At 35.8% G+C, this 19504-nt stretch carries 23 protein-coding genes; 21 read left to right on the top strand and 2 right to left on the bottom strand.

The window, feature by feature from the left end:
* Genes dtd through BN3004_RS08465 form a run of 3 tightly spaced genes read left to right on the top strand, consistent with a single transcriptional unit; the run spans position 1 to position 1282 of the window.
* On the top strand, positions 1-450 hold the full coding sequence (gene dtd / locus BN3004_RS07625; protein ID WP_058260584.1) for a D-aminoacyl-tRNA deacylase: 450 nt from the start codon (positions 1-3) through the stop codon (positions 448-450).
* The gene (locus BN3004_RS07620) at positions 451-1080 is read left to right on the top strand and encodes an MBL fold metallo-hydrolase (RefSeq protein WP_058260583.1); all 630 of its coding nucleotides are present in this window, start codon (positions 451-453) and stop codon (positions 1078-1080) included.
* A complete protein-coding gene (locus tag BN3004_RS08465) occupies positions 1064-1282 on the top strand; it encodes a hypothetical protein (protein WP_058260582.1) in 219 nt (72 codons plus the stop codon). The genes BN3004_RS07620 and BN3004_RS08465 overlap by 17 nt, the downstream gene beginning before the upstream one ends.
* 75 nt (positions 1283-1357) lie before the next feature.
* Here BN3004_RS08465 and BN3004_RS07610 read toward each other — a convergent pair whose 3' ends face one another.
* On the bottom strand, positions 1358-2533 hold the full coding sequence (locus tag BN3004_RS07610; protein ID WP_058260581.1) for an IS110 family RNA-guided transposase: 1176 nt from the start codon (positions 2531-2533) through the stop codon (positions 1358-1360).
* Between the two features lie 219 nt (positions 2534-2752).
* Here BN3004_RS07610 and hemZ point away from each other — a divergent pair, with 219 nt between their 5' ends.
* From hemZ to BN3004_RS07540, 14 genes are all read left to right on the top strand, one after another.
* Positions 2753-3877 (top strand): coproporphyrinogen dehydrogenase HemZ, encoded by a 1125-nt coding sequence (gene hemZ, locus BN3004_RS07605; RefSeq protein WP_058260580.1) that lies wholly within the window; start codon positions 2753-2755, stop codon positions 3875-3877.
* Between the two features lie 19 nt (positions 3878-3896).
* A complete protein-coding gene (gene aspS, locus BN3004_RS07600; protein ID WP_058260579.1) occupies positions 3897-5690 on the top strand; it encodes an aspartate--tRNA ligase in 1794 nt (597 codons plus the stop codon).
* Positions 5668-6375 (top strand): tRNA threonylcarbamoyladenosine dehydratase, encoded by a 708-nt coding sequence (locus tag BN3004_RS07595; RefSeq protein ID WP_058260578.1) that lies wholly within the window; start codon positions 5668-5670, stop codon positions 6373-6375. The genes aspS and BN3004_RS07595 overlap by 23 nt, the downstream gene beginning before the upstream one ends.
* Positions 6362-6790 (top strand): SoxR reducing system RseC family protein, encoded by a 429-nt coding sequence (locus BN3004_RS07590; RefSeq protein WP_058260577.1) that lies wholly within the window; start codon positions 6362-6364, stop codon positions 6788-6790. The genes BN3004_RS07595 and BN3004_RS07590 overlap by 14 nt, the downstream gene beginning before the upstream one ends.
* A 24-nt stretch (positions 6791-6814) precedes the next feature.
* Complete coding sequence (gene glyA, locus BN3004_RS07585) at positions 6815-8056, top strand: serine hydroxymethyltransferase (RefSeq protein ID WP_058260576.1); 1242 nt, start codon at positions 6815-6817, stop codon at positions 8054-8056.
* Between the two features lie 268 nt (positions 8057-8324).
* Positions 8325-9638 carry a ribosome biogenesis GTPase Der gene (der, locus tag BN3004_RS07580; protein WP_058260575.1) on the top strand — a complete coding sequence of 438 codons (1314 nt, stop codon included), beginning with the start codon at positions 8325-8327 and terminating at the stop codon, positions 9636-9638.
* Positions 9638-10231 carry a glycerol-3-phosphate 1-O-acyltransferase PlsY gene (gene plsY, locus BN3004_RS07575; RefSeq protein WP_058260574.1) on the top strand — a complete coding sequence of 198 codons (594 nt, stop codon included), beginning with the start codon at positions 9638-9640 and terminating at the stop codon, positions 10229-10231. Before der ends, plsY begins: the two co-directional genes overlap by 1 nt.
* Positions 10232-10240: 9 nt before the next feature.
* Positions 10241-11248 carry an NAD(P)H-dependent glycerol-3-phosphate dehydrogenase gene (locus BN3004_RS07570; RefSeq protein WP_058260573.1) on the top strand — a complete coding sequence of 336 codons (1008 nt, stop codon included), beginning with the start codon at positions 10241-10243 and terminating at the stop codon, positions 11246-11248.
* Positions 11235-12461 carry a biotin/lipoyl attachment domain-containing protein gene (locus BN3004_RS07565; RefSeq protein WP_058260572.1) on the top strand — a complete coding sequence of 409 codons (1227 nt, stop codon included), beginning with the start codon at positions 11235-11237 and terminating at the stop codon, positions 12459-12461. Before BN3004_RS07570 ends, BN3004_RS07565 begins: the two co-directional genes overlap by 14 nt.
* Positions 12461-13150: a YggS family pyridoxal phosphate-dependent enzyme gene (locus tag BN3004_RS07560; RefSeq protein ID WP_082244140.1), complete on the top strand. Its 690-nt coding sequence runs from the start codon at positions 12461-12463 to the stop codon at positions 13148-13150. Before BN3004_RS07565 ends, BN3004_RS07560 begins: the two co-directional genes overlap by 1 nt.
* 10 nt (positions 13151-13160) lie before the next feature.
* Positions 13161-13613: a cell division protein SepF gene (locus BN3004_RS07555; RefSeq protein ID WP_058260570.1), complete on the top strand. Its 453-nt coding sequence runs from the start codon at positions 13161-13163 to the stop codon at positions 13611-13613.
* The gene (locus BN3004_RS07550; protein ID WP_058260569.1) at positions 13613-14386 is read left to right on the top strand and encodes a YlmH family RNA-binding protein; all 774 of its coding nucleotides are present in this window, start codon (positions 13613-13615) and stop codon (positions 14384-14386) included. The genes BN3004_RS07555 and BN3004_RS07550 overlap by 1 nt, the downstream gene beginning before the upstream one ends.
* Before the next feature lie 7 nt (positions 14387-14393).
* Entirely contained in the window at positions 14394-14870 is a 477-nt protein-coding gene (gene lspA, locus BN3004_RS07545) for a signal peptidase II (RefSeq protein WP_082244139.1), read from the top strand.
* Entirely contained in the window at positions 14851-15765 is a 915-nt protein-coding gene (locus tag BN3004_RS07540; protein ID WP_058260568.1) for an RluA family pseudouridine synthase, read from the top strand. Before lspA ends, BN3004_RS07540 begins: the two co-directional genes overlap by 20 nt.
* On the opposite strand, the gene BN3004_RS07535 is transcribed toward BN3004_RS07540, so the two are convergent.
* Complete coding sequence (locus BN3004_RS07535) at positions 15749-17461, bottom strand: Rqc2 family fibronectin-binding protein (RefSeq protein ID WP_058260567.1); 1713 nt, start codon at positions 17459-17461, stop codon at positions 15749-15751. The genes BN3004_RS07540 and BN3004_RS07535 overlap by 17 nt on opposite strands.
* Positions 17462-17580: 119 nt before the next feature.
* Here BN3004_RS07535 and BN3004_RS07530 point away from each other — a divergent pair, with 119 nt between their 5' ends.
* Genes BN3004_RS07530 through rpoZ form a run of 4 tightly spaced genes read left to right on the top strand, consistent with a single transcriptional unit; the run spans position 17581 to position 19503 of the window.
* Complete coding sequence (locus BN3004_RS07530; protein WP_058260566.1) at positions 17581-18462, top strand: YicC/YloC family endoribonuclease; 882 nt, start codon at positions 17581-17583, stop codon at positions 18460-18462.
* A gap of 7 nt (positions 18463-18469) precedes the next feature.
* Positions 18470-18709: an extracellular matrix/biofilm biosynthesis regulator RemA family protein gene (locus tag BN3004_RS07525; protein WP_058260565.1), complete on the top strand. Its 240-nt coding sequence runs from the start codon at positions 18470-18472 to the stop codon at positions 18707-18709.
* Positions 18710-19321 (top strand): guanylate kinase, encoded by a 612-nt coding sequence (gene gmk, locus BN3004_RS07520; protein WP_058260564.1) that lies wholly within the window; start codon positions 18710-18712, stop codon positions 19319-19321.
* Positions 19318-19503 carry a DNA-directed RNA polymerase subunit omega gene (gene rpoZ / locus BN3004_RS07515; protein WP_058260563.1) on the top strand — a complete coding sequence of 62 codons (186 nt, stop codon included), beginning with the start codon at positions 19318-19320 and terminating at the stop codon, positions 19501-19503. Before gmk ends, rpoZ begins: the two co-directional genes overlap by 4 nt.
* Position 19504: the final 1 nt, after the last annotated feature.

Raw genomic sequence — 19504 nt, 5'->3', positions numbered from 1 at the left:
ATGAGAGCAGTTGTACAAAGAGTAGAAGAAACTCGTTTAGAAGTTGATGAAAAAGTAATTAGCAAGATTAATGGCGGCCTTTTGGTCTACATCGCTGTTGAGGACGACGATACAGAGGCAGATCTTGATTATATCTTCAAAAAGGTGAGTAATCTAAGGATATTTTCTGACGAAGATGACAAGATGAATCTATCTGTTCAAGACATAGGCGGCGAGATACTTCTTGTTTCACAGTTCACTTTATATGGTGACGCGAGAAAGGGCAATAGACCAAACTTTATGAAGAGCGCCAAGGCTGAAAAGGCTGAGAGCTATTACGAAATATTTAAAGAAAAGTTAAAGGCAAGTGGAATAAAATATCAATCGGGCGTTTTCGGAGCGGATATGCATATACACGCACATCTATCTGGACCGGTTACTATATTATTAGATTCAAAGAAGGAGTTTTAGATGAATATTTTTAAGAAAAATGTTGGGGTTTATGGATCAAATTCATATATCATAAGTAATGATGCTGGCGACGCCATAATTATAGACGTTGGTGGCAGTGCAGATGATTTATATGCTTACATCAAAGAGCATAATTTAAATCTAAAGGCAATACTACTCACACATGGTCACTTTGATCACATTTTGGGCGTAAATGCTTTAAGAGAGTTGACAGGAGCACCATCTTATATATCTAAAGATGATTTAGAGATGACGCAAAAAACTGATTTTATGCTAAATGAGAAGATGAGAAATTATATCGACGAGCCAATCAATATAGATCACACTATTGATGAAGAAGGCAGTTTGAAATTTGGCGATATCGAAGTTAATGTAATTAAGACACCAGGCCACACAAAGGGCGGCCTGACATATCAAATTGAGGACGGCTTATTTGTTGGCGACACTATATTCTTCCACTCTGTTGGTAGAAGCGACCTTTATGGTGGCAATGAAGATGAACTAATTGACTCTGTTAATAGAGTTTTGGCTTTAGAAGGTAATTACACAATATATCCAGGTCACAGCATGAACACATCATCTGATGAAGAAAGAGCAAATAATCCTTACGTAAATGCTAAGAGAAGCTAGTATAAAGAGGATAAAGGAGCTCTTTTGGGAGTTTCAAAATATAAAGTCCGGTATTTCTTATGAGATTTTGGATGATGGTGTGAAATTCTCTATAGATGGCAAAGAGAGGACGCTTACGGGTTTTGATGAGCTTAGAAATAATGAGATGAAATCTCTTATATATAAGACCAGCTATCAAATGTCAAGAGAAAATAAAAATTAATTCATCTTGAGATTTAAGGCATGTCAAACAAGCCTAAAAAATTAGGCTTAAAAATAAATTACAATTGAATAACAACTAAATATTAGGTACGTAAGCTTTGTTATCTCTTAAAACAGCAAAAATGATGTTAGTAAGCTTTCTTGCAACAGCACCAATAGCTGTACCATGAGCCTTACCCCTTTGTCTAAGTTTTTGATAATAGATAGACAAAGCCGGATCCTTAAAAGCAGCAACACTAGCAGCAAGCCAAATAGCACGTCTAAGATAGGGAGAACCACGTTTAGAAATTTTAGTGTCAGTTGCATTAAAATTGCCAGACTGTTTAACAGCAACGTCTAGACCGGCATAAGCAACTAATTGATTAGCTCTCTCAAAACGAGAAATATTACCGATTTCTGAGAAAATAGTGGCACCTAAGACATCACCAATACCAGTGATAGAAGTGATAACAGGGCATAAAGAATTAATCATAGAAGAAATCTCATCTTCAATCTCAAAAATCTGATCTTCAAGAAAAGAAATTTGAGCAATAATTTGTTTAATTTGAAAAGAAAAAGACTTCAAAGCAAACTTAATACCAAAAGAATTAGTAGCTTTGTCTTGGATTTCTTTAGCCTTATCAATACCAAATCGACCCTTACTACACTTAGACAAAAGTATAGCAAGATCATTAGCAGGAATAGAAATCATATCCTTAGGTAAAGGATACTTACTCAAAAGCTCTTTAGAAGTGACACTATAGATATTAGAAAAGAGTGAAGAATATTCAGGAAAAACCTGATCTAAAATAGCAACAAGCTTTCTTTTCCAATCAGAAGTTTCATCAACAAGAGCAAACCTGAACCTAGAAAGATTTCTTAAAGCAAAAGTATCCTCATCAGAAAAATGAGAAACAGAAAACTCACCAAATCTAAGAATTTGAGCAATAACAAAGGAATCCACAGAGTCATTTTTAGTCTGTCTAATATACATCTTTCTAAAAGCATCAGACTGAATAGGATTAATAACAATACAAGAAAAACCTAAATCAATCAAGAAAGAATAAAGAGACAGCCAATAATGGCCTGTAGCTTCCATACCAATAATGCAATTGTTAGAATCAATTGAAAAAGAGGAAATAAGTTTCTGAAATTTCTCTAGACCTTTAATAGAATTAGAGAAGGAAAAAGAATCAGAAACAAGTTTTCCATTAGAATCGATTATTGAGGCTTCGTGTTTATTTTTTGCAATATCAATACCAATGTAGAGCATAAAATCACCTAGCTTTAATATAAATTTAGATAGAGAAAGAATCCTCAAGAACTTTACGACAATCAAACCTCGTTAGATATACAGCAACGAAATGTGCTATCCAGCTCATACTGATAAGGACGTAAAGTAGAGGCGTAACCCTTATTTAGGAAGACTAGCTTCAAGGAGTGATTCTACGACCTCTATCTATACAGCTATTATCCCATAAGAAAGTGGGATTTGAAACAAAATGTAGTATTTATTACTACAAGTACATTATACGAGGAGTTCTTAAAGGAAGGCCTAAGTCTTCCTTGGGGTATATTAACTGGAATTAAGCCCTTAAAGCTATATGCCAAGGCAGATGATAAAGAGGCCTTTAAAGAAAAATTTTTTATCTCAGACGAAAAGTTTGAGCTAATGGAGAGAACTTTTAGAAATCAGCATCTTAACTTTGAGCCAAAATATAGCTTGTATATACACATACCATTCTGTAAGGGGATTTGCTCCTACTGTTCATTTTACACAAACGATATAAGTAAAAAAGATTTTGATTTTACTAAGTACATTGACACAGTTATTGATGAGATGAAATTTGAGAGCAAAAGAAGAGATATATCGAAGCCGGACAGCATATACATAGGTGGCGGGACGCCATCTGCAATTGACAAGGCTAATATCCAAAAGCTTTTAAAATACATTAATGAGAATTATAAATTTAAAGAGCTGACCTTTGAATGTGGTAGAGCGGATACTATGGATAAGGAGCTACTTGATATACTTGAAAAATACAAGGTAAATAGGATTTGTATCAATCCTCAGACTATGAATGAAGAGACGCTCAAAAGAGTTCACAGAAATGCTGGCCTTGATGAGCTTTATAAGGTTTATGAACTTGCTAGAGGATATGATTTTGATATCAATATGGATCTTATCATTGGTCTTGAGGGCGAGAAGAGAGATGATTACATTAACTCGCTTAAAAAACTTATAGCTATGAGACCTGAGTCGATTACAATACACAATTTAGCTCTAAAAAGAAGGGCTGTTCTAGCTCAAAATGACTTTAAGCTCGAAAACATCGATTTATCTAAAGAGCTTTACACCATGCTTTATGTGGCAGGCTACGAGCCTTACTACATGTACAGGCAGAAGATGACAAACTCAAATCTCGAAAACGTAGCTTTTTCACTAAGGGGCAAAGCGGCCATTTACAATGTGATTTCGATGAACGATTTGACGAGCATATACGCTTTTGGTGCTGGAGCCGTATCAAAATACATTGACAAGGACAATTTAGAGCGCAAATTTAATTACAAAGACATTGATTTGTATATAAAAAACGTTTATAATAAAGATATATAGTATTATTGGGAGGATATTTATGGAAACAATGGGAAACTTACGCAGGAGTGAATACTGCGGGGAACTAAGGATGAAAGACATAGAAAGGGAAGTTGTACTAATGGGTTGGGTGCAAACTCAAAGAAACTTAGGACAACTTATCTTTGTTGACATAAGAGACATTAGTGGCATATCTCAAGTCGTTTTTGATGAGACCATCACTAAGGATGTCTTCGAAAAGGCCCAGGGACTTAAGGGCGAATACGTTATAGCCGTTAGAGGTAAGGTTAGAGAGAGATCTCAAAAGAATCCTCATATCCCAACTGGTGATATTGAAATTTTAGCTGAAGAGCTTAAGATACTTGATACAGCTCAAACTCCACCTATTTACGTAAAAGACGATGACAATGTAGGTGAGCAAATGAGACTAAAATACAGATTCTTAGACCTAAGAAAGCCATTCATGCAAAAAACTCTTATGACAAGAGCAAAAATTTATAAAGCTTTCAGAGACTTTTTAAATGACAACAGATTTATAGAAATAGAAACACCTATACTTGGCAAATCAACTCCAGAAGGAGCTAGAGACTATATCGTTCCAAGTAGAGTTAACCCTGGAAAGTTCTTTGCCTTGCCACAATCTCCGCAATTATTTAAGCAATTACTAATGGTTTCAGGCATGGATAGATACTACCAAATCACTAAGTGCTTCAGAGACGAAGACCTTAGAGCCAACAGACAACCAGAATTTACTCAAGTCGATATCGAAATGAGCTTCGTTGATGAAGACGATGTTATGTCAATCAATGAAAAGCTTATAGCACATATATTTAAAGAAATTTTGGATATAGATATCAAGCTTCCTCTAAGAAGAATGCCATTTGATGAAGCGATGGATAAGTATGGCGTTGATAAACCGGACTTAAGATTTGGCTTCTTGATTCATGATGTGAGCAGCATATTCAAAAACAGCGGCTTTAAGGTGTTTAAAGATACTGTTGACGCTGGCAATATGGTTAACGCAATCAATGTTGATGGCTACCAAGATAAATTCACTAGAAAAGATATTACTAAGCTAGAAGACTTTGCAAAGACATTCGGAGCAAAGGGACTTGCTTGGGTTAAGTATGTAGATAATGAATTTACTGGTCCTATAGCAAAATTCTTTACTGATGAAGAAAAAGAAGCTCTTATAAAAGAGCTGGATATAAAGAACAACGACCTAATTTTATTTGTTGCAGATAAAAAATCCATTGTTAAGAAGACACTTGGTAACTTAAGAAATGAAATAGCAAAAGAATTAAATTTAAATGATCCAGATAAGTTTGAACTACTTTGGATCACAGACTTCCCATTATTTGAATACAGCGAAGAAGAAGGTAGATACATGGCTATGCACCATCCATTCACACATCCTAAGATTGAGGACATACCATATATCGAAGAAAGAAAAGATACTGTTAAGGCAAAAGCATATGACATCGTTATTAATGGCGAAGAAATTGGCGGAGGTAGTATAAGAATTAATAACTCCGATCTACAAGAAAAGATGTTCAAGGCACTTGGTTTTACTAAAGAAAGAGCTGAAGAACAATTTGGTTTCTTCATCGAGGCCTTCAAGTACGGCGCTCCACCTCATGGAGGTATTGCTTATGGTGTGGATAGATTCGTTCAATTACTTACAAAGCATGACAATATCAAAGACGTTATCGCTTTCCCTAAGACGCAATCAGCAACAGACCTATTAACAGGTGCACCAAGTGAAGTTGATGACAAGCAATTACATGAAGTATCAATAAAGGTTGATATAAATGAAGCCCAAAAGAACGATTAGGACGAGAGTTGTATTAGGAGACGAAGTTTACAATAGTTTTAAAGATGTAAATGTCTTAATAGTAGGAATAGGCGGCGTCGGCTCTTTTACTTTAGAATCCTTAGTTCGCTTTGGTATAGAGCATATAACTATAGTTGATTACGATACAGTAAGTGAATCGAATATCAATAGGCAGATATTAGCCCTTGAAGATACCATTGGCAAGAAAAAAGTCGATGTCATGAGGGAAAGACTCCTTAAGATCAATGATGAACTCGATATAAGGTGCATAGACAAGATTTATTCGAAAGAGATAAATGATGAGATATTCGATAGAGACTACGATTATGTAGTTGACGCCATTGACATGCTGAAAAATAAAATTGAGCTTATTGAGACATGTATAGAAAAAGACATAAAGATTATCAGCGCAATGGGTTGCGGTAACAAGCTTGATCCAACTAAGATTGAGATATCAACACTTGATAAGACGAGCGTCTGCCCATTAGCAAGAAAATTAAGGCAAAAGATAGATAAAAGAGTACAAAAGAAGATAAATGTAGTTTATTCAAAAGAACTACCCATAGAGAAAAAATTAAAGGATGATGATAAGGTGGTGACAGGGTCGATATCCTTTGTAACAGCTACAGGCGGCTTATTAATTGCGTCTAAGCTTGTTAATGACCTATTAGATGGAAGTAAATGAAAGTATAGGTAGAATTATTAAGATAGAGGCTGGCGAAATGCTAATCTCTATGAAGAGAGACTCAGCTTGCGGCTCGTGCGAATCGTGTGCTGCTGGATGCGAAGCAAAAGAGCACATAATTAAAGCAAAGCCAAGAGCAAATTACAATGTAGGCGATTTAGTATCTATAAAAGTCGATTCAAGAAAGATGTTAAGAGGGGTAATGATGGTTTATTTAGTACCGCTACTAGCATTTTTGATAGGAATTTTTGCTTCAAACTATATTTTTAATAAATTAAGCTTTAAAGTTCCTGATTTTTATAGTATAATAATAGGTGTAGTCCTACTATTAATTTCTCTAGTCATAGTTAAGTCGTATGATAAAAGATATTCTAACGAGGACAATGATTTATTAATCATAAGTAAGTTAAATTAATTTAATTAAAGGGAGGAAATTAACATGGATTTTGACAATCTAAAAAAGACAGACAAAGAGATTTATGATGTCATCGAAAAGGAACATGACAGACAACAAGATCACTTTGAAATGATAGCATCTGAAAACTACGTTTCAAGAGCTGTTATGGAAGCAATGGGAAGTGAATTAACTAACAAATACGCTGAAGGATATCCAGGAAAGAGATACTACGGCGGATGCGAAGTAGTTGACATCGCTGAAAACATTGCTAGAGATAGACTATGTAAGTTATTTGGCGCTGAACACGCAAACGTTCAACCACACTCAGGAGCTAATGCCAATATCGGTGTTTACTTCTCTATACTAAAACCTGGCGACAAAGTATTAGGTATGAACCTTAACGAAGGTGGTCACTTAACACACGGTTCACCAGTTAATATCTCAGGAACATATTTCGACTTCGCAGCTTATGGCGTTGACCCAGAAACAGAAGTTATTAACTATGATACAGTTAGAGAAATTGCTCTAAAAGAAAAACCAAAGCTAATAGTAGCTGGTGCTAGTGCTTATCCAAGAATCATCGATTTCAAGAAATTCAGAGAAATCGCTGACGAAGTAGGCGCTATGCTAATGGTAGACATGGCACACATTGCTGGTCTAGTAGCTACAGGCTTCCATCCATCTCCAGTACCTTATGCAGACTTTGTTACAACAACAACTCATAAGACACTAAGAGGACCAAGAGGTGGAGCTATACTTTGTAGAGAAGAAAATGCAAAGAAACTTGACAAGGCAATCTTCCCAGGAACACAAGGTGGACCACTAATGCATGTTATAGCAGCAAAAGCAGTTGCATTTGGTGAAGCACTTAAACCAGAATTTAAAGATTATTGCAAGCAAATCTGTGACAACGCTCAAGTACTTGCTAAGGAACTTGATAAATACGGATTTAGATTAATTTCAGGCGGTACAGATAACCACCTAATCTTAATCGATGTTAAGAAGAAAGGCTTCACTGGTAAAGAAGCTGAAGCAATGCTTGGTGAAATCGGTATTGCAGTTAACAAAAACACAATTCCTAACGAAACTGAATCTCCATTCGTTACAAGCGGTATCAGAATTGGTACTCCAGCTTTAACAACTAGAGGATTCAAAGAAGACGAAATGAGAGAAGTTGCTGAAATCTTCAGAGATACATTTGATACATCAATCAACAGAAAACAAATCAGACAAAGAGTATCAGACATCTGCAAGAGATTCCCAATGTACGAAGGCATATTCTAAAAAAACGAATAAAGATTATATTAGAAGCGAAAGATATCTTTCGCTTCTTTTTTATGCGCGATAATGGCTTAAGCACCATATTGATAGCGGCGTCAATTATAAAAGAGAAAAATCGTTTCACGCTTAAAACGATATGGCTAAATCGATATTAATATAAATTGTATAAGTCTCCTTATATTAATGAGAAAATATATCTTTTAATAGATATTAAAGTGTTGAAAACTGCGTCCCGTTATGTTATAATAATTAAGATAAGGAGGTGTCTAATATGAATAGAGCTGTAGTTAGTATAGTAGGCAAACCAAACGTTGGTAAATCAACTTTATTTAATAAGATTGTTGGTAGAAGAATATCTATCACTGAAGACACACCTGGTGTAACAAGAGACAGGATATACGCTGAAGCAAGCTGGCAACAACACGTTTTTGACATCATCGACACTGGTGGACTTGATCCTTTCGATGATGACAAGATCATGTCAAACATTCGTAAGCAAGCGAACATCGCTATCGAAGCTTCTGATGTAATACTCTTTGTAGTTGATGGCAAGAATCCTGCCACTGCACTTGACCATGAAATTGCAAATATATTAAGAAAATCAAATAAAAAGGTTATTTTAGTCGCAAACAAGACTGAGGGTAAGATAAAAGATGAGTTTTATAGTGTTTATGAACTTGCTTTAGGCGAACCGATATCAATATCTGCTGAACAAGGCCTCGGTATAGGAGATCTTCTTGATGAGATTGTAAAGAACTTCCCTGAAGACAGAGACTTTGAAGAGAAGGAAAATTTATTAAAGGTCGCTTTTATCGGAAAGCCAAATGTTGGTAAATCATCTTTAACAAATAGAATCTTAGGCGAAGAAAGAGTTATAGTAACTGATATCGCTGGAACTACAAGAGATGCGATTGACTCATATATTAATATAAAAGGACAAGAGTTTATGTTCATCGACACAGCTGGGTTGAGAAAGAAATCTAGAGTTGACTCATCTGTCGAAGCGTACTCACAAGTTAGAACGCTTTCAAGTGTTGATAGAGCTGATGTCTGTGTATTTTTGATAGACGCGATTGAAGGCTTTACTGAGCAGGACTCAAAAGTAGTTGGCTACGCTCACAATCAAGGCAAGGCCATAATCATCTGCGTAAACAAATGGGATATAGTAGAAAAAGATTCGAAGACTATGAAGACATTTACTGATAGCCTTAGAAATAATCTGCCGTTCTTATCATATGCGCCAATACTATTCATTTCGGCACTAACTGGTAAGAGGGTAGATGAGCTTATTGACAAGATTATGGAAATAAATGAATCATATAGCCATAGGCTTTCAACTGGTTTATTAAATGACATAATCGCAAACGCGACACTAATCAATCAGCCGCCATCTGACAAGGGTAAGAGGCTTAAGATACTTTACGCAACACAGTCAGGCACTAGGCCACCAGAGTTTACCATCTTTGTTAATGATAAGGAGCTAACACATTTTTCATATACAAGATTTTTGGAAAACCAAATAAGAAATGTTTATCCTTTTGAGGGAACATCCATAATCATAAACTATAAGAACAGGAGCGAGTAATGAAGGTCGTAATATTATTTCTTCTTTCTTACTTGATTGGCTCGGTCTCAAACTCTTACATCTTAGGTAAAATATTTAGGATGAAGGACATTAGGGACTACGGAAGCAACAATGCTGGCGCTACTAACGCGTTTAGAGTATTGGGAGCAAAACTTGGTATAATCACGCTGCCCTTAGACGTATTTAAAGGCGTTTTAGCTGTGTATATTGCTAGATACTTTGAAGTAGCTTATGCTCAGTACATCGCTTTACTAGGCGCAGTTCTTGGCCATGATTTTCCCTTCTACTTAAATTTTAACGCAGGCAAAGGCGTTTCAACAACTGTAGGCGGAATAATTGCCATAGACTATAAGCTTGGAGCAGCGATTGTAGTTTTAATGTTTATTATAGTTTTGATCACAAAATACGTTTCATTAGCGTCTTTACTTATGTTCATAGGTTTCTTTGTATGCACATGGCTTAAGTTTAAAGAGATAAATTTAGCTGTAATTCTTAGTTTTGCTATTGCCGTTCTTGGCATAATAAGGCATGCTAAGAACATTCATAGACTAGCAAAAGGAGAAGAAAATAAATTTTATATATTTAAAAAGTGAGGCAGAGTTTTGAAAATTTCAATTATAGGTGGAGGTAGCTTTGGTTCAGCACTAGCTATACATCTAGCAAAGAGTCAAGAAGAATTAAGTCTATATATTAGAAATAAGGATTCTTACAATTTAATAAAAGAAACTCGTATGAATAAAAAATATTTGAAGGAAGTTAAAATTCCTGAGAATATAGTTTTGCTTAACGATATAGAAGAAGCGGTTAAAGACGCTGATATCGTTGTGCTTGCGGTACCAAGTCAGGAGCTTAGAAATGTCTTAAAGACTATAGAAGCTTATATTAATGAGGATAAGATCTTTGTTAATGTTAGTAAAGGTATTGAGATAGCTACACTTAAGACTATGAGCGAAGTCTTCTATGAATTCAATCCAAAGGGAAGATTTGTATCATTGTCTGGTCCATCACATGCAGAGGAAGTCGCTGTTAGTATACCGACAACCATAGTCAGCGCTTCAAAATCTGTATCTGATGCAGAATTAATTCAAGATGTATTTTCAAGCGATAATTTAAGAGTATACGTTAATGATGACCTTTTAGGCGTTGAACTTGCTGGAGCAACAAAAAATATTATTGCTTTAGGAAGTGGTATATGTGAGGGAAGAGGCTATGGTGACAACACTAAGGCGGCACTTATCACAAGAGGTATACACGAAATAACTAAGCTTGGACTTGCTTTTGGCGCAAAAGCTTCTACTTTCTACGGACTTGCTGGCATTGGCGACTTGGTCGTTACTTGCACTAGTAAGCACTCAAGAAACAAAACTTGTGGTGTATATATAGGCGAAGGCCTTTCGACAGATGGTGCCATTGACAAGGTTGGCATGGTTGTAGAAGGCATAAAGACTACTAAATCGACTTATATGCTTAAAGAAAAATACTCTGTTGAGATGCCTATAGTTGATATGATGTATAAACTTTTATACGAAGACTATCCTCTAGACAGCGTTGTAGCTGAGCTTATGGGTAGACCACTTAAGCACGAGATGGAAAAGTATGAAGATAGATAAGAAGAACGGCAAAGGCTTCTCAAGTTTTTTAGGAGCTCTAGTTGCTTTTATATTTATAATCATAGCTTTTAACACCATAATCACATCCTTCTTTAAAAAGGATATCAAGACACAGACGCCTGTTGAAGAAGTTTTTTATAATTCGGTTGCGATGAACTCAGCACTTATTAAGACTGAAGAAGTTTATCAAGCAGGAAGACATTCTTACTTCACGACACAAGCTAAAGAAGGCGAAAAGGTAAAAAGAGGCCTTGAAAACTTAAGCGTAACAAAGAGCGCTAACGATCTTATTGATAAAAAGATTGATGCAATAAATAAAAGGCTAAAGGATCTTGATTATGACACTTCTGGTGAAGAGAGTATTGATCAAAAGGCTATGAATAGAAAGATTAAGGCTTTACAGATAAGCATAAATCAAAAGAGATACGAAGATCTTTCTCAAATATTAAACAGCAGTGAAGATGAAGAGGATAAATACTACGAAAGTATTAAAAACTACTCCATTGACAAACTTTTAGAGATGAAGGACGAGTTAAACGAAAGCAAGAGAAGTGAGGCCCCAGCTGTAAAAGTGTCGATGTCGGGTATAGTTAGCTACTTTATCGATGGACTTGAAGATAAGTATACGAATGAAAATTTTGATGCCTTATTCGAGAAGGATTTGATTGAAGATAGCAAGAGCTACAGTCTAAACCAAGGCAAGAGCAATGATAACTTCAAGATACTTGATAATTTCTCTATGAATATACTTGCTTTTTCAGACGATAAAAAGCTTGAAGATGTCAATGTTAATGACGTAGTCCTTATTGAGTGGGACTTAACGGGAACAAAGACTTACGCGAGAGTACTTAAGAAAGAAAAGAGTGGGGATACTTATAAATTTCTATTAAACATCAGAGAAAGGATATCCGAGCTTTATAAAGATAGATTCTCAAAGATGGAAATCATTTTTGATGAGTATAAGACATTTAAACTACCAAAAAGCGCCTTAGTTGATAGAGGCAGCGAAAAAGGGGTATATATAAAAGACATAGACAATACTATAAGATATAAAAGAGTGCTCTTAGTTGGCAGCGACCGTGACAACATCTACGTTATGAGGACTGACGATAACGGTCTTATGAAGTATAAGAAACTAAAGTTTAAGAGCATAAAATATTATGACGAAGTTGTGGTATTTCCATCTACTGTAAAGGAGGGCGACATACTATAATGAGTGTAGGAGAAAATTTAATAGATCTTTTAGAGTCTATTGACAAAGAGATTGATCTTGCAGGTAGAAAGAAAGATGAAGTAAAGCTCTTGGCAGTAACAAAAACTGTTGACGTAGAGAGGATCAAAGAGATAAAAGAATTTGGTCTAAAAGAGATTGGCGAGAACAAAGTTCAAGAGATAGAAGAAAAGTATGACGCTTTAAAGGATGACTTCGACTTTCATATGATAGGTAGCCTTCAAAAGAACAAGATTAACAAGCTTCTAGGCAAGATTAAGATGATTCATTCACTTGATAGCTTGAGTCTTATCGAAGCACTTGACAAGAGGCTAGCAAATAATAATATGGAGCTAGATGGTTTATTGCAAGTAAATATCTCGAAGGAAGAGTCAAAGAGCGGCTTTTACAAGGATGAGGTTGAGGAAGTCCTAGAACAGATGCACGAGTACAAGAACTTACATATCTTGGGCTTTATGACGATGGCGCCATTCACAGAGGATGAGGCTGTTGTTAGAAACACATTCAGAGGCCTTTACGAGCTAAAGGAAAAGCTGTCGGCAAAGAATTTTGACAATGTTGACTTAAAGTATCTATCCATGGGTATGACACATGATTATAGAATAGCAATACAAGAAGGATCAAATATATTGAGGATCGGCTCAAAGATATTTGGCGAAAGAAATTATTAGGAGGTTTATTATGGGTTTTATGGACAAAGTAAAGTATTTCTTAGGCTTCGGCGATGACGACGAATACGATGAAGAATACTATGACGAAGAAGAGGATGAAGTAGTGGAAGAAGAACCACAAAGAGAATCATCTTTCTTCTCAAAGAAGAAGGAAAAGGAAAACATTGTTCCTATTCAAAGAAAGACTGGAGCAATGATTATCACAGTACAAGAACCACTTGGCTATGACGAAGCACCACTTATTATCGATGACTTAAGATTAGGCAAGGCAGTTGTTGTAAACTTCGAACAACTAGAAGCAAGTGTAAAGAGACAAATTTTTGATTTTATCAATGGCGGTATCTATGCTATTGACGGAAGCATTCAAAAAGTGACAAGAGACATCTTTGTTTTAGCACCAAAGAACATTGCTATAGACGGTATCAAAGACGAACTTAAAAACAGAGGCATGTTTCCATTTTAATGAATAAGTCAAAGAATTTAGATCATATAAGTACTGAGAACAAAGAGATTGCAAGAAGGGTTATAGATCTTTGTGAGATAGTGTCAAGGACTAAGTCCACTGAGTGCACAGACTTCTACAACCCTTTTGAAGTGAAAGAACTCACTTCGCTTATCAATACTTATGATACTATAAGTTTTAGCCTTATTGGGAATGAAGATTCTGAAAGTAAGGCTATTTTAATTTATCCTGAATATATGGACGAGCTAAATCCATCTGACTATGTAAGTCTAGTTAAGATAGATAAAAAAGATTATGAGATCGCTCACAAAGACGTTTTAGGCTCAGTTCTTTCGCTTGGAATCAAGAGGGAAAAGCTCGGCGACATCATTATAAATGACAAAGCTATATACTTTTACATCAGAAATGAGATTTTGGATTACGTTTTGCTTAATCTTGAGAAGATAAAAAACTATGGTGTAGAGCTTGAAGTAATTGATTTAGCTACGCCTATATCAAGAGATGTAGATTATGAAGAAAAGCTTATAACATGCGCATCAGCAAGGCTTGATCTAGTTTTAGCAAATGTATATAATTTATCCAGAAGTGATGCAAAAAACGCCATCGAAGCTGGTCTTGTTAAAGTGAATTACAAAGTCACATACAAGATTAGCGAAACGCTTGAAGTAGGCGACATGGTCTCTATGCGCAGACGCGGAAGATTCATAGTCGGTGACTACTTAGGTCTAAGCAAAAAGGATAAACTCAAACTTATTATAAAAATTATAAAGTAGGTGTTACATGATTTATTTTTTAATAGTCGTACTAGCAGTGGCCTTAGATCAAGTCACAAAGTACTTTGCTAAGCTTCACTTAGAGGGAGAAGCTGCATACGAAATAATTCCAAACTTTTTTTCTTTTGATTACGTTGAGAATAGAGGCGCCGCCTTCGGCATTATGCAAGGCAGACACATTTTCTTCTTCATCGTAACTTTCATTGCAATAGCGATAATTTTATACATCTTCATAACAGAGTACGATACGCTTATGGGATATGAAAAAGTATTTTTGTCATTTTTCTTAGCAGGCATTTTAGGTAATTTCATTGACAGAGCCTTTAGAGGCTACGTTATTGACTTTATTTCATTTAAGTTTGGTTCGTACGAGTACCCTTGCTTTAACCTTGCTGATAGCTACATGTGTGTTATCATTGTTATATTTATCGGCTACTATATCTATAGAAAGATTAAAGACAAAAATGCAAGCAAAAGTAATTAATATAAATGGCGAAGATGCTGGTCAAAGATTAGATGTATTTTTAGCAAACTTTGATGATAGCAAAACAAGATCAATGTATAAAAAGCTTATTGAAGAGGGATACGTATCTGTCAATGGTAGTGCTGCAAAAGCGTCTTACAAGTTAAATGCAGGTGACATCATAGAGATAAGAGAAAAAGAATCGAAACGCTTTGAAAAAATCGATATGGACATAAAGGTCCTATATGAAGATGATGACATAGCGGTTATCGATAAGCCAAGGGGACTTATAGTTCATCCTACAAATGATGAGGAGATAAGTCTTGTAAATTTCTTGCTATATAGATTTACTTCACTGAGCGATATTGACGAGACAAGGCCGGGCATCATCCACAGGCTCGATAAAGATACGAGTGGCCTCATCATCATTGCGAAGAATAATGAAGCGCATGAAAAGATGAAGGAGCTATTCAAGTCGAGAGAGATATACAAAGAGTACATCACCATAGCCGTGGGTAATTTTGATGCTGAAGTAACTCTAGTTGATAAGGGCATAATGCGTGACCCGATCAAGAAGATCAAGATGTGTGCTTCAGATGAAGGCAAAAGGGCAATCTCCGAAATCCATTTACTTAAACAAAATGATGATTACTCTTATCTAAAGGTCATAATCAAAACGGGCAGAACGCATCAGATTAGAGTGCATCTTGCTTATCTAAATCATCCAGTGCTTGGCGATAAGACTTATGGCTATAGAGGCAAAATAAAAATGGACGGACAAGTCTTACATTGCAGAAAAGTAAGTTTCATCCATCCAATTACAAATAATTTAATAGAAATAGAAAGTGAAGTGCCAGCTTATTTTAAAGAGGCGCTAATCAAAACGAATTTATATAAAGCTAAAGATCTACAGTGATGGTTTTGAAGTTCACATAGTTAACGAGGCCGGTCTTACCGCTTGGATGTTTTTTAACATTCTTCCTCGTAGTGAAGTCAACATCAACCTTATTAGAGTCTTTGGCTTTTGAATTTTTTGCGGCAATTTCGGCTGCGAAGAGCAAGAGCTCGTCACTTGGGTAGCCATCTGACTTGATTACAACGTGCGAGCCAGGAAAGCCCTTGACGTGCATCCACACATCGTTTTTGTCAGCGACTTTGAAAGTGATGTACTCATTTTGCAGATTGTTCTTGCCATAATACACTTTACTTGTATCGTCATAATCAATAGAATGTATGGCGATTTTTTTTGGCTTATTTTTTATTTTTTTATCCTTTTTAATGTATTTATTCTTAATTAGCTCAAAGTATATCTCATCAAGGTTCTTTACATCGTCAGTCCTATCGATAGCGTCCATAACAAGCTCAAGATAATTTATCTCGTCCTCAGTATTTTCGATTTGCTTCTCCAAAACTATCTCTCTTTGCTTCATCTTTTGATATCTCTTGTAATACCTTTGCGCATTTTGCACAGCAGATAGCTTTTGATCAAGAGGCACTGTGATCTCATTCATATTGTCGTAGAAGTTCTCAAGCTTTATCTCTTTAAGCCCCTTATTTATCTTGTGTATATTTGAAGAGATAAGGTCAGCGTAGACCTTGTATGCCTCTCTGTTAGCACTTTCAAGCATCTCTTCTTTTTGCTTTTGTAATTTGTTTCTCGCTCTTTTAAGATTAGCACTTACAGTGCGTCTCATGTTTTGTGAACGCTGCGATATTCTGTCCTTTTGGTCCTTTTCATAATAATATTTATCAAGTAGCTCACTTATGCTTTCAAAACTTTCTTTCTCAAGCGAGGCATATTGATTTAGGCGAATGGCGTTGTAGGCGCTTTTCCTTTCGCTTAGCTTATAAATATTGAAGCTATAGTTATTTTCTCTCACTTCGTCGAATGTAGATATGAATGACGAGATAAGTCTATTCGCAGCGCTATCATCAAGATTTTTTACTAAGTTCTTCTCGTCAATAGCTGCATCAAAAAGTATTTTGTTTGCAATTTCAGTACTTAGACCAAGGAAGGATCTCATAAGAAAGTCTCTAATCTCAAGCTCTGCATTATCCATCATCATCACTTTAAGCCCTTCTTCATCAACGCTAATAGGCGAGACTCTATCAAAGACAGGCGGCCTTTCATATATAAGACCTGGTTCTATCTCTCTCTTGCTTGACATGATAGTCGAAACTCTTTTTATTGCATCAATAATCTTTTGATCTTCATTACAAAGAATTATGTTTGAGTACTTGCCCATGATTTCGACAACAAGATAATAAAGAGCTTCTTCATGAAATTCGTTGTAGCCTTTAAAGACGAACTGAGCAGCTCTATCGAAGCCAAATTGCTCGACTTTAACAAGCTTCGAGCCAGATAGATTCTTTCTTAGTATCATTGAGAAGAGTGGCGCTTCAGTCGGATTTTTTTTACTGACTTTACTCACATAGAAGCGCGGGTTGTTGCTCGAGGCGCTTACTAAGACCTTGAAAGAAGCATCTTTGCTCCTCATATTGATCATTATCTCATCTTTTTCAGTTTGATATATCTTATCGACCCTTGATCCAATGTAATTACTATTGAACTCATCAGTCAAGGCTCTTGTTACTATTCCGTCAAATGACATCTAATCACTCCTTACTTATATTATATACAAAGATAGTCTATTTAAATATGAAGAATTTGTCATATTCTATATATATTTTTGTAAATAAATGGTATAATATAAACATAAGGAGTGAGACTATGTTAAAGAGTATGACCTCATATGGTTCTAGTGAATACGTTTGTGAAAAGTATAAGATAAAATTTGAACTAAAGTCTGTGAACAACAGATACTTTGATTTAAACCTAAGAAGCCCGCGCTCGCTTATCGAGTACGAGGACAAGACTAGGCTTGCGATTAAAAAGAGAATATCAAGGGCAAAGATAGATTGTTTCCTAACAGTTGTCTTCTTAGAGGATGACCCTAATGATGTTGAAGTAGATTTAGTATTTTTGAGAAAGTATATGAAGGCGCTTAGCTTAATCAAGGAAGAGCTTGGCCTTGATGACGAGATTAAGCTTGAAGACATAATCAGTCAACAAGAAGTTTTAAGCGTAGTGAAGAACAATTATGAAAATGATGAGTTTTTAGATATAATGCTTGAAACGCTTGAGAAGGCGCTTGATAACTTTGACGATATGAGAATAAGAGAAGGAGAAAATCTTAAACGCGACATACTAAATAATCTCACTGCAATTGAAGAGAATGTTGATAGAATCAAAGAAATATATATCAATTACACTGATGAATACAAAGAAGACTTCATGAAGAAGTACAATGAGCTTATTGAAGATAAAAGCATAATCGATGAAAAGAGGCTTGAGTTTGAACTTGCACTATTAGTTGACAAATATGCCATCGATGAAGAGATAGTTAGGATGTACAGCCACATATCTCAATTCAAGTCCATGCTTAATTCTGATGAGGCCATTGGCAAGAAGATGGATTTCTTAATTCAAGAGATGAACAGAGAGTCAAATACTATATTAAGTAAGACTAAAAACATTGATATCTCTAAGATAGGTGTCGAACAAAAGAACCTTATCGAAAAGATTAGAGAGCAAATACAAAATATAGAGTAGGTGAAGTATGGAATACATTAACGTAGGATTTGGTAATTTAATCAATAAAAACAGGGTCATAGCTGTTGTAGGACCAGAGTCAGCTCCTATAAAGAGACTCATCATGGAGAATCGTGATACAATCAGACTCGTAGACGCAACTTGCGGCAAGAAGACTAGAAGCGTTATCATCATGGATAACGAGTCCATAGTTCTTTCAACGCTAGCGACTTCAACTATTAGCGAAAGATTGAATGGAGGTAATTAGATGAAAAGAGGGTTTTTGATAGTCCTTTCGGGTCCATCGGGCTGCGGCAAAGGCACTGTCGCTGATGAACTGTTTAGGCGCAACGACGATATAGTCTTTTCAGTCTCAGCGACAACTAGAGAAGCTCGTCCAGGCGAAGTAGATGGCAAGAGCTACTTCTTCTTAAGCGAAGAAGAGTTTCTAAAGAAAGTCGAAAACGATGAGTTCTTGGAATACGCTAGTGTTCACGGCCACTACTATGGTACGCCAAAAGATTTTATCACTAAAAAGATAGAAGAGGGCGAGATAGTACTGCTTGACATTGACGTTCAAGGCGCGCTTCAAATCAAAAAGAAGATGAAGGAAGTAGTCTTTATATTTCTAGTACCGCCATCGATGTCGGAGCTAAAGAGAAGGCTGGTTGGCAGAGCAACTGAGAGCGAAAAGGGCTTAGAGCTAAGAATTGCTAACGGCTTTAAGGAGATAAACTTCGTTGAAGAATACGACTTCTTTGTAGTAAACGATTACTTGGAGGATGCCGTTAGAGATATCGAGGCCATAATCAAAGCGGAACAACATAGAGCGAAGAGATTCAAATATATAAAAGATAGAGTATTGGGGGAAAACAAATGATTTATATTAAAAATAAAGAAGATTTAGAAACATTATCGAGATATGCCTTAGTTATGATACTTTCAAAAAGAGCTAGGCAAATAGTTGATGGAGCAGAAGCAAAGGTTGACACTGAGTCACACAATCCTGTATCCATCGCTATGGATGAATATCTTGAAGACAAGATAGAATACGATATATAAA

Source organism: Fenollaria timonensis (assembly GCF_001457835.1).
GTDB classification, from domain to species: Bacteria; Bacillota; Clostridia; order Tissierellales; family Peptoniphilaceae; genus Fenollaria; species Fenollaria timonensis.
Note: the sequence above shows the minus strand (reverse complement) of the source record. Positions and strands in the feature narration are given on the sequence as shown.